Origin of the sequence: Synechococcus sp. ATX 2A4 (assembly GCF_024346375.1) — a bacterium.
In the GTDB taxonomy this organism is placed as follows: domain Bacteria; phylum Cyanobacteriota; class Cyanobacteriia; order PCC-6307; family Cyanobiaceae; genus MW101C3.
Genome location: NZ_JAGQCV010000003.1, coordinates 209,184 through 224,544, shown reverse-complemented (window position 1 = coordinate 224,544; position 15,361 = coordinate 209,184). Strand labels below are relative to the sequence as shown.

Sequence of the window (15,361 nt, the reverse complement as noted above, 5' to 3'; positions counted from 1 at the left end):
TGTGGCGAACGCTCAGGAAAGGGCGCCGATGACGTAGTCGAAGTAGAAGCCAGCTTCTTCGGCATCGGCTCCCGTGAGAATCCCGAGAGAGGCGTTCTTGAGCTCCCGCACGGCTTCGGCCATGGCCTCAAGCGGTGTGCCCAGTGCCTTGTACATCTCGCGAGCACCGATGATGCCGATCTCTTCGATCGGCGTCACGTCTCCCGCAACCATTCCATAGGTCACGAGACGGAGGTAGTAGTCAATGTCCCGAAGACAGGTGGCTGTCATCTCTTCTCCGTAGGCGTTGCCGCCCGGGGAGATGATGTCGGGACGCTTTTGAAAGAGGGCGCCGCCGGCCTGCTTCACAATGCGCTCGCGGCTCTCGCTCAAGACCTGAGCCACCCGTAGACGGCGCTGCCCGCCGGCTACGAAAGACTTGATCTGGTCGAGTTCGCCAGGGCTGAGATAGCGGGCTTCGGCGTCCGCGTTGATGATCGAGTTGGAGACGATGCTCATGCAGTTCTGCCTCGAAACAAGCGGTCGCCGTTAAGGAGACCGATATCCGGTGGGTAAGGGATGCCCCCCTGACCTGCGACGTCCGATGGCCTTGGGGGCCAGAGCGGTTGGTGTTACAAGCGTGGGCTGACGATCGTGCTTGCCGATCGCCAAATCATTCTGCGGCAGGACCCCCCGCCCGCCCGGGCCCGGTAACAGTTCTTCACGGCGAGAGAACCGTGAAATCCCAGACAGGGCAAGGATTCTCGCCGATCCGCCAGGTCTTGTTCCTGGCGGCCATTGTCAGGAAACTCCATGGAATCTTTTGGCCGCTGATGGATGTCGGTCGATCATCTTGTCAAGATCATGCGAAGAGTCTCATCAAGATCGGCCATTGAATAGGCTCGATCTGTGCATTTTGCAGGGGAAATGTGCGTCGATCCAAGCGAAAACCCTTTTGGATTAGATCCAAAAGGGCTGAGGTTCTGGGATTGGAGCAGCCTGTCGGCTGGCTGCTCAGATGGGGTCCCGAGTGGGAGGCGTGAGTCCGGCGTTGCCGGCGTAGAGCGCCGCAGTTCGGTTCACGGTGGCCAACGGGATACCGTCCTCGGTGTTGAGGCCCCAGAGATAGGGAACGGTGTCGCGGCCAAAGCGGGCGGCGTACTCCTCACTTGTGAGCAAGGCACTCAAGGCCATGGCCTGGCCCTGCTTGCCGCGCACGGCAAGAAATTCGCTCACCTCTTTGGGTTGACCGGCCCGTCCCATCAGGGCGAGATAGGCGGCGGAAGCGGCGCGAAGCGGGGCCATCCGGTTGAGCCGCTGCTGGAACAGGTCGCTCGACGCGACGATCCCCACGAACTCTGAAAGGGAGATCCGGCCATCACGCAGTTGGGACTCGGCATCGCCGAGCCGTTCGGCAGCCAACGGCATGCGGTTCAACAGTTGCCGGTAGGTGGCGGCAATCACCGCCTGGAGCGAAGACTCGCCCGCTCCGGGTCGCCAGCTGATCGGCGCACCGAGGCCACGCCGGCGGCTGAAGCCCTGGGGACGACCGCCCTGCAGGGCGTTGGCCATGGCGGCCTGAGGCTCGCGAACCTGGGTGAAGCTGGCGCCGTTGCCGCTCAGCCGCGCAGACCAGCCCCCCACGGGAAGGGATGAAGGCTTGCCGGGGGTCTGGGCGGGAGCGGGTGACCAGGCAGGAGCCCCGTAGCCGAGGCGCCGACGTGCCGCACTCCAACGCCGGGTGGGTTCCGGCGGTTGCTTGATGCTCTGAGGTCCCTCCACCGAGGGACGGGCAGCAGGCTGCTCCCCATCGGCGATCTTGGGGCTCCAGCCGCCCACGACGCGTTGCAGGCGACGGTCTGGCAGGTTGCGTTGGGTAAGGTCGCCGCTACCGCGGAAAGACTCACTACGAGCAGTTTCGGGACGGCGGACAGGAGTGAGCTCCACCACCGCCGCCGCGTTGTACGGCACCTTCAGCTTCGGCACCCGACGGGCGTTGAGATCGGCCGGCGTGACAAACCGCTCGTAGGGAACGGTGTCCTCTCCGAAGGACTGGCTGTATTCGGCGCTTTCAAGGATCGCGTCGATGACGCCGTAGAAGCCCTTGCGAGCTGCGGTGTCGAAGTAGCTGTTGATCTCCCAGCGGCCGAAGGTAGGCCGACCGAGCAGGCGCCGGTGGATCACCTCAATCGCTTTGGTGATGTACAGACCAGACCAATAGCGGCGGCGGAAGGCATTCGAACGCGCCACCAGACGGATGAACTCCCTCAGGGTGATGTCACCGTTCTCCAGCTTGATCTCCTCGACCGTAAGCCGCTCGCCCTGGTAGCCGGCGGTGCCGAGCACCTGGACGTAGACGGCACGAATCACCCCCTGGGTGCTGGATTCGGTGCCACGAATGCTGGGCTCGCCACCTCGACGGGGAACCGACGAGCCACCGGTGGAGATCTGCTGGAGCCGAACCACCTTCGGCCCCACCCGGCGCGGGATGGACGCGCGGAACTGGGGACTGTCCATCTGACCCGGCTGCTTCATGCCGTTGCCCACCAGGATGCGGCGGGTGTCGTAGCCGAAGGGGGCTGGCCGGGTGGCCACCGCGGCCGTCGACGAGGGGAAGATGGCCCCGTAGGTGAGGCCGAGCGGGTCGTTGCCGCCGCCATAGACGTGCTGATCGGGCAGCGGCTGCCGGTAAGCGGCATAGAGGGTGATGTATTGAGGCGCTCCCTCAAATGGGGCGCTGAAACGGAAGAGCTTGCGGTTGGATCCCCAGCCGGCGCTCTCCTGCGCTTCCTCACCGAGATCGCGCAGGTAAGGAACCGTTTCCTCCCCAAACACCTGGGCGTACTCCATGGAATTGATCAGGGAGTCGACCAGACCGGCCAGACCCTGGGCGCTGACAATCGCGAAGTACCGCCGGAACTCCTCGATCGAACTGACCCCTCGCCCGAGGAAGTGACGGAAGGCCAGCTCCACCACCCGGCTGTTGGAGAACCTGCCATAGAACTGGCGGCGGTACTCCTTGCTGCGGCCGAGGGCGCGGATGAAATCGCGCATCACCAGCTGGCCCTGGCGCAGCTGGGTGGCTTCCACCAGGCACACCACCTGGGAGTAGCCCTTGACGATGTCGCGTTCGAACACCTGGCGATAGGCGGCCCGGATCACCTCAGCCTTCTCCCGGCCGGAGAGGCCTGGCTTCATCACGAAGCGCTGGCGAGATTCTGCCGCGAGGGCGTAGGTCGCCGGCAGCTGCAGCCCCTGATTTTCCGGGCTGCCGAGCCGCTGGCGCGGTGATGGCGTGGGAACGTCCAGCTCCTTGAGCAGGACGTTGAAGCAGTCGATCACCAGCTGGCGGGAGTCCGATTCCTGTCGGAAAAGATTGGCTGCTGCCGCACGCATTTCCTGCAGCGCCACGTTGGTGGCGGCCAGGGAACAGGCTTTCTCAAGAACGTCGCGGAGGCCGCGGGTGTTCACCGCCAGGATGCTGGGATCGCCCGCCACCACGGCGTATCCCACATAGCGCAGGAACCAGCCCATGTCCCGGAGCGACTTGCGCATCCGCTCAGTGCCGTAGCGCGCCACGCTGATCGGTGTGAACCCCGTGGGCAGCACCACCCGCACATCGGCGTCAGCCTGGAGGCCTTCGAGCACCCGCCCGAGCAAGCCACCCCCGCCGGTGCCCTGGGCGAAGGTGCGCACCGAACGGCTGAAGGCTGCCTGGTCAGCGGCCAGCACGGCCTCTTCAGGCACGGTGACCGCGAACGGCGTGAGCGGCTCGTCAAGATAGGAGAGAGGCGTACCACCGGCAAAGATGCGGTTGGCCGCTTTGGCGACGATGGCATCGGCATTGGCCGAGAGTCTGCGGGCCGCTTCCATGCGGATGGCACCGCTCTGAAAGAAGGTGAGGAGCGTGTCGAGCTCCCCCTTTTCGGGAAAGCGATCCTGCTGCTCCGCCTGACGGACGCTGGAGAGCGGCAGGGTGTCATAGCGCTGAGGGCTGACCCTGTTGCTGCCGCTGCTGGCGGTCACGGTCATGGAGAGGGGCGTGTACCAGGCCTGGCCAGGGTACGGCTCACCTTCCGGCCCTTTTCCCCGCCATAGACAAATGTTTGCAGCCTTGCCGCTGCGCAGGGCACAGGCAGGGCCCGGCCATGAAAAGCTCGCTCATCCCTACTCCAGCCTCTGCCTGTGTCCGAGCCAGTCGCCGATGCCGCCACACCGGCGGTGCGCTCCTTCTACGACCGTTTCCCCTACCCCGGCGATCCCCTGCAGGACGGCCCTCCGCCTGGATACAACTGGCGCTGGTGCTACCCCTGCGTGGTGAGTGCCTGCACGGGGATGCTCCCGGAGCAAGCAGGGCCCCTGCGCCTCCTTGATGCCGGATGTGGCACCGGCGTGAGCACCGACTACCTCGCCCATCTCAACCCCGGGGCTGAGATCCTGGCGGTGGACATCAGCCCTGGCACGCTGGAAGTGGCCCGCCGGCGGCTTGAGCGCTCGGGCGGTGCCAGGTCGGCCAGCTCCCTGCGGATCGAGCAGCGCAGCCTGCTCGACCTTCAAGGCGAAGGCCCCTTTGACCTGATCAATTCCGTAGGGGTGCTGCACCACCTGCGGCAACCGGAAGCCGGTCTGAAAGCCCTGGCGGCGTTGCTGCGTCCCGGCGGACTCCTGCATCTTTTTCTGTACGCCGATGGGGGGCGCTGGGAGATCCACCGCGTTCAGGCCGCGCTCTCGCTGATGGGTGTGCAGGGTGATGGTGAGGGCCTGCGGCTGGGGCGCCAGCTGTTCGATGCTCTGCCGCCGGCCAACCGTCTGCGCCTCCATCACGAGCAGCGTTGGGCACTCGATACGGCGGCCGACGTCAATTTTGCGGATATGTATCTTCACCCGCAGGAGACCAGCTACGACATCAAGCGTCTGTTCGATTTCGTGGATCAGGCCGACCTGAGCTTTGCTGGCTTCTCCAATCCCCAGGTCTGGGATCCGGCACGGTTGTTGTCAGGGGAGCTGCTTGAACGCGCCTGCGCCCTGCCCGAGCGCGAGCGTTGGGCCTTGGTGGAAGCCCTCGACCCGGACATCAGCCACTTTGAGTTCTTCCTCAGCCGTGGGGAGTTGCCCAGGCAAACTTGGGAGGACGACGCCACGCTGCTGGCAGCCCATGGCTGCCGCAACCCCTGCCTCTGGGGCTGGCCTGGTGCCAGCCTGCTTGACCCCGATCTGCGGCCCCTCGACCTCGCGGCGGATGCCGTGGAACTGCTCATGCGGATCGACCACGCGCCTCCTACCGCGGCACTCGCCAGCTTGCCCCTCGCCTGGGAACCTGCCCGCATCGCCTCTGTCGCCCGCTGGCTCTGGCAGCACCGTTTGCTGTTGCTTGGCGCACCGGCGCCAGCTTGAAACGGCTAGGGAGCTGTGACGGCTCCGTGATAGATTCCGGCCGCCTTTCCAATGGATTTGGGGCGTTTGCAGGCTCTTCCCGACGCGTCCAAGATCACATCCGGCATGACTGCCGGGGGTGTTTCTAATGGCTCCCGTCAGGTTGTAAGCCCCGCGTCCACGGTCGTTTTTCCTCCCCATGACATCAACGACCTGCGGGCCACACTCCTGCGAGATCTCTCTGGACGATCCTCAGAGGTCCCCCTTCTGATCCAACCGGTTGAACCTGTCACAGCCCCCCAGACCGAGGCCACGCTGGCCAATGGTATGGAGGACTACGCCAGGTTGCAGCGCCGCATCCTTCTGGCCACGTTGATTCTCTCAGCGTTTGCTGTTGTTCTTGCCGCCTTCCTGTTCGATCGTTCCACCGCTTTGAGCCTCGCAGTGGGCGCTCTGGCCGGCATGCTTTACATGCGCTTGCTGGCTCGCAGTGTCGCCCGCATCGGCGGCGACAAGCGCTCGGTCGGCAAGTCACAGTTGCTTGTGCCGATTGTGCTCGTGTTGGCAGCTTCAAGGCTGCCATTCCTGGAAATCGTGCCCTCGCTTGTTGGATTCCTTCTCTACAAGCCTGCGCTGATTCTTCAGGCCCTCACCGACCGCTGATCCCCGGTCCGCCTCCCGTCGATCCGGGCCTCCTGTCCTTTCTCGTCGCTTCTGCGGCACCCCAGCACACCGATGGCACCGTTGTCTCTCTTGCTGCCCCTGGCCGAACTGGAGGTGGGAAAACACCTCTACTGGAAGATCGGTGGTCTGGTGATCCATGGCCAGGTTTTCATCAGCTCCTGGGTCGTGATCGGTGCTCTGCTGGCACTGGTCGTCGCGGGCACCCGCAAGCTTGAGCGAGATCCCAGGGGTGTTCAGAACCTGCTGGAATTCCTCTGGGCCTACGTACGTGATCTGGCTCGTGAGCAGATCGGCGAGAAGGCTTACCGCGATTGGCTGCCATTCATCGGCACCCTGTTCCTCTTCATCTTCGTGAGCAACTGGGGAGGTGCCTTGGTTCCCTGGAAATTGATCCATCTGCCGAGCGGTGAGCTTGGCGCTCCCACGGCAGACATCAACACAACCATTGCCCTGGCACTGCTTGTTTCACTTGCCTATTTTTATGCAGGTCTGAGCCGCAAAGGATTCCGGTATTTCGAGTATTACGTGGAACCTACTCCGATCATGCTCCCTTTCAAGATCGTTGAGGATTTCACCAAGCCCCTTTCCCTCTCTTTCCGTTTGTTCGGCAACATCCTCGCCGATGAACTCGTGGTGGCCGTTCTGGCCTTCCTCGTGCCCTTGATCGTGCCACTGCCCGCCATGTTCCTTGGCCTCTTTACCAGCGCGATCCAAGCCCTGATCTTTGCCACCCTCGCTGCTTACTACATCGGCGAGGCTGTTCACGAAGAAGCTCACTGAACCCCTGGCTTCCAGGGCACGTCCCTCCGATCTGCTAAACCTCCTGCGCGTAGGTCCGGCCATTGCCGGGCCCATCCCCGACCCGGGGATGTCCCAAGCGCCAGGTCCAACCCGCGCTTCACCGGCGCCTTCCATCCCCCCCGTTCCACCATGGATTCCATCACTTCCGCCGCCTCCGTCGTGGCTGCCGGTCTTGCCGTCGGCCTCGGCGCCATCGGCCCCGGCATCGGTCAGGGCACCGCTGCCGGCGGTGCTGTCGAGGGCATCGCCCGCCAGCCCGAAGCCGAAGGCAAGATCCGCGGCACCCTGCTGCTGTCGCTGGCCTTCATGGAAGCTCTGACCATCTACGGCCTCGTTGTGGCCCTGGTGCTCCTGTTCGCGAACCCCTTCGCAGGCTGATCGCCGACCGTGCGGATCGGGAGGCCAGCCCATTCACTTGGTGCGGCCCCGATCCGGACCTTTGCGTCGTTTGAACCGTCCAGACCATCTGCCGTGTTTCACCACGGCAGCCGTACCTGATCCTTCCAGCGTCCCTGCCCCATGACCAGCTGGCTTCTGCTCGCCGCAGCCGGTGCTCCAGAGGGAGGTCTCTTCGACCTCGATGCCACCCTGCCGCTCATGGCGGTGCAGGTGGTGCTCCTCACCTACGTTCTCAACCTGCTGTTCTTCCGGCCGATTGGTCGCACGGTTGAAGAGCGCGACAGCTACATCACTCTGAGCCGCGCGGATGCCAAGCAGAAGCTTGCACAAGCCGAGCGACTCGCCGCCGATCTCACCGCCCAGCTGAAGGACGCTCGACAGAAGTCCCAGACGCTGATCGTTGAAGCGGAGAACGAGATGGACAGGCTGTACCGCTCGGCCCTAGCCGCGGCACAGGCTGACGTCAACGCCAGCATGGAAAGCGCTCGCCGCACCATTGAGGCTGAACGTCAGAAGGCCATGGAGCACCTCGAAGGCGAATCCGATCTTCTCAGCGAACTGATCGTCAACCGTCTGCTGGCCGCCAAATGACTCTTCCTCTTTTCCTGATTGCGCCCCTTTCCCCGCTGCTGGCCAGCGAGGGCCATTTCGGGCTCAATCTGAATTTGTTCGAAACCAACGTCATCAACCTGGCGATTGTGATCGCCGCCTTGGTGTGGTTTCTGCCGAAGGTGCTCGGCAGTGCGCTGGTGCGACGTCGCGAGGCGATCCTGAGCGATCTCCAGGATGCGGAAGAGCGGCTCGGCGCAGCCACTTCTGCCCTGGCCATCGCCCAGAAGGATCTCGCCGAAGCTCAGATCAAGGCGGATCAGATCAGAGCCGATGGCAAGGTACGCGCTGAGTCCATTCGCCTTGAAAGTGAGCGCCGCACGGTGGAAGCGATGGCCCTGCTGAAGCAAGGCTCCAGCAACGACCTTCAAGCAGAAGCCGACAGGGTCAGCGAAAGGCTGCGCCGTGAAGCGGCAAGGCTGGCTGTGGAGAAGGCTCTCGCAGCTCTCCCCTCTAAGCTTGATCCCGGTGCCCAGCTTGCACTGATCGACCGTTCCATCGAATCGCTGGGTGAAGCCTGATGCCCTTGCTGAACACCATTGCTTCGCCTTACGCCGAAGCCCTGCTCCAGATCACGGATCAATCCGGGGAGAGCGAACTCGTTGCCGAGCAGGCCAAGCAGTTGCTTGACCTCTGGCAACAATCACCTGAGTTGCGCCAAAGCTTCGTTTCGCCCGTGATTGAACCGGAAACGAAGAAGGCGATTGTGGTGGCTCTCTTTCATGAGCAGGTCACTCCGTCGTTTCTGAATCTGCTCAAGCTGCTCGCCGATCGCCAGAGGATCTCGATCCTCGATGCGATCCTGGAGCGCTTCCTTACGCTCTTCCGTGAGCAGCGACACATCGCTCTTGCCAGCGTGGTTTCCGCCACGCCGTTGAGCGACGATCAGCAACAGGCCCTGCGCACGAAGGTGCAGGCGCTGGCTGGTACCGAAAATGTCGAGTTCAAGCTCGACGTTGATCCCTCGTTGATCGGCGGGCTGATCATCAGGTACGGATCCAAGGTGATCGATGCCAGCCTCTCCGGCCAGGTCCGGCGGCTTGGCTTGGCGCTCGCCAAGAGCGGCTGACACCCCAGGTTCCCGGCTTTCTCCTCCCTCCCCTCCCCTCACTCCTTCCATCGACTCCCCGCGCGGGGAACTGAACCCATGGTTTCCATCCGTCCCGACGAGATCAGCGCCATCCTCAAGCAGCAGATCGAGGACTACGACAAGTCCGTTTCGGTCAGCAACGTCGGCACGGTGCTCCAGGTGGGCGACGGCATCGCCAGGGTCTATGGGCTTGAGCAGGTGATGGCGGGCGAGCTGCTGGAATTCGAAGACGGCACCGAGGGCATCGCCCTCAACCTTGAGGACGACAACGTCGGGGTGGTGCTGATGGGCGAAGGCATCAATATTCAGGAAGGCAGCACCGTCAAAGCCACCGGCCGCATCGCCCAGGTGCCGGTGGGCGACGCCATGCTCGGGCGTGTGGTGGATCCGTTGGCCCGGCCGATTGACGGCAAAGGCGAGATCGCCACAACGGAAACCCGCCTGATTGAGTCGGCTGCTCCTGGAATCATCCAGCGCAAGTCGGTCCACGAGCCGATGCAGACCGGCATCACAGCGATCGACGCCATGATCCCGATCGGCCGCGGCCAGCGGGAGCTGATCATTGGTGACCGCCAGACCGGCAAGACCGCCATTGCGATCGACACCATCTTGAACCAGAAGGGCGAGGGTGTCGTTTGCGTCTATGTGGCAATCGGCCAGAAGCAGGCTTCGGTGGCCAACGTCATCGACGTGCTGCGTGAGAAAGGCGCCCTCGATTACACCATCGTTGTGGCGGCTTGCGCCTCAGAGCCAGCAGCCCTTCAGTACCTCGCCCCTTACGCCGGTGCGGCCATTGCCGAGTACTTCATGTACAAAGGCCAGGCCACCTTGGTGATCTACGACGACCTCACCAAGCAGGCCCAGGCTTACCGCCAGATGTCCCTGCTGCTGCGCCGCCCGCCCGGTCGTGAGGCTTACCCCGGTGACGTCTTCTATTGCCACAGCCGCCTGCTTGAGCGGGCCGCCAAGCTCTCCGATGCCATGGGCAAAGGCAGCATGACCGCTCTGCCCATCATCGAAACCCAGGCAGGAGACGTTTCCGCCTACATCCCCACCAACGTGATCTCGATCACGGATGGCCAGATCTTCCTCACCTCCGACCTGTTCAACTCCGGTCTGCGGCCCGCCATCAATGTGGGCATCTCGGTGAGCCGCGTGGGCGGTGCTGCCCAGACCAAGGCCATCAAGAAGATTGCCGGCACCCTCAAGCTGGAACTGGCTCAGTTCGACGAACTCGCTGCCTTCTCGCAGTTCGCTTCCGACCTGGATGCCGCCACCCAGAAGCAGCTCGGCCGCGGCAAGCGCCTCCGTGAGCTTCTCAAGCAGCCCCAGTACAGCCCGCTGATCCTGGCGGAGCAGGTGGCAGTGGTCTACGCCGGGGTCAAGGGCCTGATCGACGATGTCGCCATCGACCAGGTGACCCAGTTCGTTCGCGAGCTGCGTGAATACCTCAAGACCAATGCTTCCGCCTACATCGATCAGGTGCAAACCGAGAAGCAGTTGAGCGAATCCTCCGAGGCCATCCTCAAGGCGGCCATCAGCGAAGTCACCTCCACCCTTCTGGCTTCGGCCTGATCTCCCCGAAGCGAAGCACCTGAACCATGGCGAACCTCAAGGAAACACGCGACCGCATCAGCTCGGTCAAGAACACCCGCAAGATCACCGAGGCCATGGGGATGGTCGCGGCCGCCAAGGTGCGGCGTGCCCAGGAACAGGTGCTGCGGTCGAGGCCGTTCGCCGACCGCCTGGCTCGGATGCTCGAAAACCTGCAGACCCGTCTGCGTTTCGAGGACGTTGCCAACACCCCTCTGCTGGAGCAAAGCCGTCCTGTGCGCCACATCACCCTTGTGGTGGTGAGCGCCGACCGCGGCCTCTGCGGTGGCTACAACGCCAACATCATCAAGCGCACGGAGCAGCGTTTTGCCGAGCTCAAGGGCCAGGGTTTCACTGTGGAACTGGTGCTGATCGGGCGCAAGGCTGCCGGCTACTTCAAGAACCGCTCCTATCCGATCCTCGCCACGTTCACAGGCCTTGAGCAGGTGCCAACCGCAGACGAAGCGGGCAAGATCGGCGACGAAATTCTGGCGGGTTTCCTCTCGGGCAGCACGGATCGGGTGGAGATGATTTACACCAAGTTCATCAACTTGGTGAGCAGTGGCCCTGTTTCCCAGACCCTTCTCCCACTTGATCCCCAGGGCATTGCTGCCCAAGATGATGAGATCTTCCGGCTCACCACCCGGGAAGGCCGGCTCGCGGTGGAACGGGGTGTGCCCTCCGACAACACCATGCCGCCACTGGAGTCGGAGTTTGTGTTTGAGCAGAGCCCCGACCAGCTGCTCAATGCCCTGCTGCCGCTGTATCTCGATAACCAGCTGCTGCGTTCCCTCCAGGAAGCGGCCGCCAGCGAACTGGCCAGCCGTATGACGGCCATGAACAGCGCCAGCGACAACGCCAAGGAGCTCGCCAAGTCGCTCACCCTGGACTACAACAAGGCCCGCCAGGCTGCGATCACCCAGGAGATCCTGGAAATCGTGGGTGGCTCGGCGATGGGCTGAGGCCATCATCGAGATCCAGCCACTGTTCCCGCTGGCCCTTGCGCGTCAGCAACTGCGGCCCGACCCGCTCGATTCAGCCGTGATGCTGCAGGATGCTCTGCAGCTTCGTGGTGCTGATTCGGGCAATCCGTCTGAAGGCTGCGCCTGGACAGGTGACCTTCATGACGCGTGGCAGGTACACCGCCGCCCTGCCTTTGGCTGGTTGGTCGGCCAGCTGCAGCTTGTTGCTATGGCCTATTTGAGGGTGCTGGGCTTCGACACCGATCAGCTGGAGCTGCATCTGCAGCGGGCCTGGCCCGTGGTGAGCGAGCCGGGGCAAGCGGTCGGGCGTCACCACCACCCCAACGCCCACCTCAGTGCCGTGTACTACATCACGGGTGATGGCAGTGGCCGTTGCGGCTCCCTCCGGCTCTTCCCGCACCGGCAGGTGAACGAACTGGTGCCGGGCCTGGCCGTCGGCCACGGCGGGCCGATTTCTGCCGATCACCCCCTCAACGCCCCTTGGCAGGATGTGGCTCCCCAGGCTGGCCTGCTGGTGCTTTTTCCTGCGGCCACCGACCACGCGGTGCTGCCCAACGAGGACGATGAGCGGCGCTGTTCTGTCAGCTTTGATCTCTTCCTCTCCGCCCGGGCCTCCAACAGCCGCCCCCCCGAGTTTCTGGCTCCCCACCCCGGTGCATGGACACCCCTTGGGCCCACGGCGTGAACCTCGATCCACTCGCCATTCGCCGGCAGCTTCGCCGTCCGCCGCGACTATTTCTCACCCAGCACCATCAGCACCGCCCCGCACTGCTTCACCCCGCACCGCCCCCCGCACTACATCACCCAGCACTGCCCACTGCTCCGCCATCTTCTCGCCTCCACCCACGAATCCGCCTCTCCGGCTCCTCTCCCCATTCACGTTCCAGGCCCTTGCGCGACCCTCGGTGACGCCTGAAAGCCCCGTGCTGCTCCGCCGTCCAGGAAGATGGGACCGCTGCCTTCCGTAGGCGGAGCAGCTCCGCCGCTTGCACTTCCTGCCATGAGTGAAACCTTCACCATCGTCGCTGCGCTCGACGGCGCCACCCATACCTTTTCCTGCACCGCCGATCAGACGGTGCTGTCGGCGGCTGAAGCCGCTGGCGTGCCGCTGCCCAGTTCCTGTCTTTCGGGGGTCTGCACCACCTGTGCGGCCGTGATTACGGAGGGAACGGTGCACCAGCCCGACGCCATGGGCGTGAAGGCCGACCTGCAGACCCAGGGCTACGCGCTGCTCTGCGTGTCCTACCCACGCAGTGATCTCCAGCTGATGGCTGGCCAGGAGGATGCCCTGTATCTGGCCCAGTTCGGGCAGTACCAGAAGTGAGCCGCGGGCCGCTGAGGCCACGGGTGCCGTGCGGCTGATCGCCAGGGAGGTGTGGGTGCCGCTGCCGGCCGTTGCGTCGTCGCCCGCCTCAGCGTCACGCGCCCCGTCGCCTTCGGCTTCTGTATTGACCACTGTGCTGGCAGCTCTCGATCGCGAAGAGGGCGTGCCGCTGCGCTGGGCGATCACGGCCATCGATGGTGATGAGCGCGGTGCCAGGCGCGCGCGGCTGGAAGCGGTGCTGCTGGTGGAGCCATGACCCCTGCCATCGGCTCAGCAACGCCCTTCCCGCTCCTGCTGGTGATCCCGACCGGGATCGGTTGTCAAATCGGTGGCTATGCGGGTGATGGTCTGCCGGCGGCCCGCCTGCTGGCGGCGGCCAGCGGCTGCCTGATCACCCACCCAAACGTGATGAATGGCGCCGCCCTGTATTGGAGCGACCCGAGGATTCATTACGTAGAGGGTTGGGCGTTGAACCGCTTCGCTGCCGGGGATCTGGCACTTGCGCCCGTGCGCCAGCGCCAGGTGGGCCTATTGCTGGATGCTGGCATCGAGCCGGACCTGCGTCAGCGGCACCTGCAGGTGGCGGATGCCTGCCGGGCCACGCTTGGCCTTGCTGTGGGCCCGGTGCTCATCACCGAGCGGCCCCTCGGTGTGGCGTTGAGCCGCAGCAGCAGCGGCGCGAGCGGCGGTGGGCTCCAGCACCCAGACGAGCTGCTGCGCGCCGGGGAACGCCTGCGAGAGGCGGGAGCCACGGCCATCGCGGTGGTGACCCGCTTCCCGGACGACAACGGCCAACAGGAGCTGGCGGCCTATCGCGGTGGCAATGGCGTCGACGGACTGGCCGGGGCCGAAGCGGTGATCAGCCACCTGCTCGGGCGCCATCTGGGCATTCCCTGTGCCCATGCTCCCGCCCTGGCTCCCCTGCCGCTGGAGATCGGTCTTGATCCGCGGGCTGCAGCGGAAGAACTGGGTCACACGTTTTTGCCCTGCGTGCTGGTGGGCCTGAGCCGCGCTCCCGATCTGGTGCCGTTGCAGCCCCCTTCCCCCCTGGCCGCTTCGGCGGTGCTGCCTGCCGGGGCGATCCACCCTGCCGGGATCGGGGCCGTGGTGGCCCCGGCTGGAGCGCTGGGGGGCGAGGCCGTGCTGCGTTGCGCCGAACGGGGCCTGCCGGTGATCGCCGTTCAAGCTAATGCCTGTGTGCTGGAGGTCACAGGGGCCGCCCTGGGGATTCCTGTGCTCCCGGCCGCCACCTATGCCGAGGCGGCGGGTTTTGTGCTGGCCCTGCGTGAGGGAATTGCCCTGCAAGCCCTGGTGCGCCCGCTCGCCTCGCTCGGTGGTGCCGACGCGCCGCTGTGATCCGGCTCAGCGCAGGCAGGCCATCGGGTGGCGGGTGGGCACGCCCAGCGCTTTGGCCACCCCGGGATGGCACACCGCCCCATCCACCGTGTTCAGACCGGAGAGCAGCTCGGGCCGCTCAGTGACCGCCTCCACCAGCCCCCGGCCGGCAATGCCGACGATGTAAGGCAGGGTGACGCTCACCAGCGCTTCGGTGGAGGTGAAGGGAACGGCGCCGGGCATGTTGCCGACGGCGTAATGCTGCACGCCGTGGATCGTGACCACCGGATCGGTGTGGGTGGTTTCGCGGCTGGTGGCGATGCAGCCGCCCTGGTCGATCGCCACATCGACGATCACGGAGCCGGGTTTCATGCGCCGCACCAGGTCTTCGTCCACCAGGGTGGGCGCCCGACCGCCGGGGGTGAGCACCGCTCCGATCAGCAGATCGGCACCAGGCACCATGCGCTCGATCAGGCCACGGCTGCTCACCAGGCTCACCAGCCGGCCGCTCCGGTCGGATTCAAGGCTTCGGAGGCGCTGGGGGGAGTGATCGAGCAGGAACACCTCCGCATCCATCGCCGCCGCCAGCCGGGCCGCATTCCAGCCGACCGTGCCGGCTCCGAGCACCACGACCCGCGCCGGCCTGACGCCGGTGCAACCGCCGATCAGCACCCCGCGGCCGCCATGGGGCTTTTCGAGCAGGTGCGCACCCACCTGGGCGGCGAGCCGGCCGGCGATCTCGCTCATCGGCGCCAGCAACGGCAGGTTGCCATTGTCGAGCTGAACGGTTTCGTAGGCCACCCCGGTGGTGCCTGCGTCCAGCAGGGCCCGGCCAACATCGGGGTAGGCCGCCAAGTGCAGGTAGGTGAACAGCACGAGGTCGCCGCGCAGAAAGCGGAACTCCTCGGCCTGGGGCTCCTTCACCTTGACCACGAGGTGGGCTGCCCAGGCCTCCTCCTGGTTCACCAACTGCGCCCCGGCTTCGGCGTAGCTGGAATCATCGATGCCGGCGCCGTTGCCGGCGCCGCTCTGCACCCGCACCTCCAGGCCATGGGACACCAGCTCCCTGACACCATCGGGGGTGAGGGCCACCCGCTGTTCGTCCCGCTTGATTTCCGTGGGCACGCCGATGCTCGCGATCGGTGCGGTGGAACCGGGGCTGGTCATGCAACTCTCAATCTGCTTACACAC

At 64.8% G+C, this 15,361-nt stretch carries 16 protein-coding genes; 13 read left to right on the top strand and 3 right to left on the bottom strand.

The genetic code is table 11. The annotated features are described in order from the left end of the window. Positions 1-12: 12 nt before the first annotated feature. On the bottom strand, positions 13-498 hold the full coding sequence (locus KBY97_RS04410) for an allophycocyanin (RefSeq protein WP_094512735.1): 486 nt from the start codon (positions 496-498) through the stop codon (positions 13-15). A gap of 495 nt (positions 499-993) precedes the next feature. Next, on the bottom strand, positions 994-4,011 hold the full coding sequence (locus tag KBY97_RS04405) for a phycobilisome rod-core linker polypeptide (RefSeq protein ID WP_255145466.1): 3,018 nt from the start codon (positions 4,009-4,011) through the stop codon (positions 994-996). 153 nt (positions 4,012-4,164) lie between these two features. Between KBY97_RS04405 and KBY97_RS04400 the strand changes: the two genes are divergently transcribed. The 13 genes from KBY97_RS04400 to KBY97_RS04340 all read left to right on the top strand — a co-directional run bounded on the left by KBY97_RS04400 (position 4,165) and on the right by KBY97_RS04340 (position 14,191). Next, complete coding sequence (locus KBY97_RS04400) at positions 4,165-5,373, top strand: trans-aconitate 2-methyltransferase (protein WP_255145465.1); 1,209 nt, start codon at positions 4,165-4,167, stop codon at positions 5,371-5,373. Between the two features lie 51 nt (positions 5,374-5,424). After that, complete coding sequence (locus KBY97_RS04395) at positions 5,425-6,015, top strand: ATP synthase subunit I (protein ID WP_255145464.1); 591 nt, start codon at positions 5,425-5,427, stop codon at positions 6,013-6,015. Between the two features lie 72 nt (positions 6,016-6,087). Next, a complete protein-coding gene (gene atpB / locus KBY97_RS04390) occupies positions 6,088-6,816 on the top strand; it encodes a F0F1 ATP synthase subunit A (protein WP_255145463.1) in 729 nt (242 codons plus the stop codon). A 150-nt stretch (positions 6,817-6,966) separates the two neighbouring features. Beyond that, positions 6,967-7,215, top strand: a complete 249-nt coding sequence (atpE, locus tag KBY97_RS04385) for an ATP synthase F0 subunit C (protein ID WP_010315318.1) — start codon at positions 6,967-6,969, stop codon at positions 7,213-7,215. Between the two features lie 141 nt (positions 7,216-7,356). Continuing rightward, entirely contained in the window at positions 7,357-7,827 is a 471-nt protein-coding gene (locus tag KBY97_RS04380; protein ID WP_255145462.1) for a F0F1 ATP synthase subunit B', read from the top strand. A 14-nt stretch (positions 7,828-7,841) separates the two neighbouring features. Beyond that, a complete protein-coding gene (locus KBY97_RS04375; RefSeq protein WP_255145503.1) occupies positions 7,842-8,366 on the top strand; it encodes a F0F1 ATP synthase subunit B in 525 nt (174 codons plus the stop codon). Continuing rightward, entirely contained in the window at positions 8,366-8,914 is a 549-nt protein-coding gene (gene atpH / locus KBY97_RS04370) for an ATP synthase F1 subunit delta (RefSeq protein ID WP_255145461.1), read from the top strand. The genes KBY97_RS04375 and atpH overlap by 1 nt, the downstream gene beginning before the upstream one ends. A 78-nt stretch (positions 8,915-8,992) precedes the next feature. Beyond that, positions 8,993-10,510, top strand: coding sequence for a F0F1 ATP synthase subunit alpha (gene atpA, locus KBY97_RS04365; protein ID WP_255145460.1), 1,518 nt, complete (start codon positions 8,993-8,995; stop codon positions 10,508-10,510). 26 nt (positions 10,511-10,536) lie between these two features. Continuing rightward, positions 10,537-11,490: a F0F1 ATP synthase subunit gamma gene (locus tag KBY97_RS04360; protein ID WP_255145459.1), complete on the top strand. Its 954-nt coding sequence runs from the start codon at positions 10,537-10,539 to the stop codon at positions 11,488-11,490. Next, the gene (locus KBY97_RS04355) at positions 11,471-12,196 is read left to right on the top strand and encodes a TIGR02466 family protein (RefSeq protein ID WP_315857137.1); all 726 of its coding nucleotides are present in this window, start codon (positions 11,471-11,473) and stop codon (positions 12,194-12,196) included. The genes KBY97_RS04360 and KBY97_RS04355 overlap by 20 nt, the downstream gene beginning before the upstream one ends. Positions 12,197-12,511: 315 nt before the next feature. Beyond that, positions 12,512-12,835, top strand: coding sequence for a 2Fe-2S iron-sulfur cluster-binding protein (locus KBY97_RS04350; RefSeq protein ID WP_255145458.1), 324 nt, complete (start codon positions 12,512-12,514; stop codon positions 12,833-12,835). Between the two features lie 28 nt (positions 12,836-12,863). Further along, positions 12,864-13,091 carry a hypothetical protein gene (locus KBY97_RS04345; protein WP_255145457.1) on the top strand — a complete coding sequence of 76 codons (228 nt, stop codon included), beginning with the start codon at positions 12,864-12,866 and terminating at the stop codon, positions 13,089-13,091. Next, the gene (locus KBY97_RS04340; RefSeq protein ID WP_255145456.1) at positions 13,088-14,191 is read left to right on the top strand and encodes a DUF3326 domain-containing protein; all 1,104 of its coding nucleotides are present in this window, start codon (positions 13,088-13,090) and stop codon (positions 14,189-14,191) included. Before KBY97_RS04345 ends, KBY97_RS04340 begins: the two co-directional genes overlap by 4 nt. Before the next feature lie 6 nt (positions 14,192-14,197). On the opposite strand, the gene ald is transcribed toward KBY97_RS04340, so the two are convergent. Then, the gene (gene ald, locus KBY97_RS04335; protein WP_255145455.1) at positions 14,198-15,337 is read right to left on the bottom strand and encodes an alanine dehydrogenase; all 1,140 of its coding nucleotides are present in this window, start codon (positions 15,335-15,337) and stop codon (positions 14,198-14,200) included. Positions 15,338-15,361: the final 24 nt, after the last annotated feature.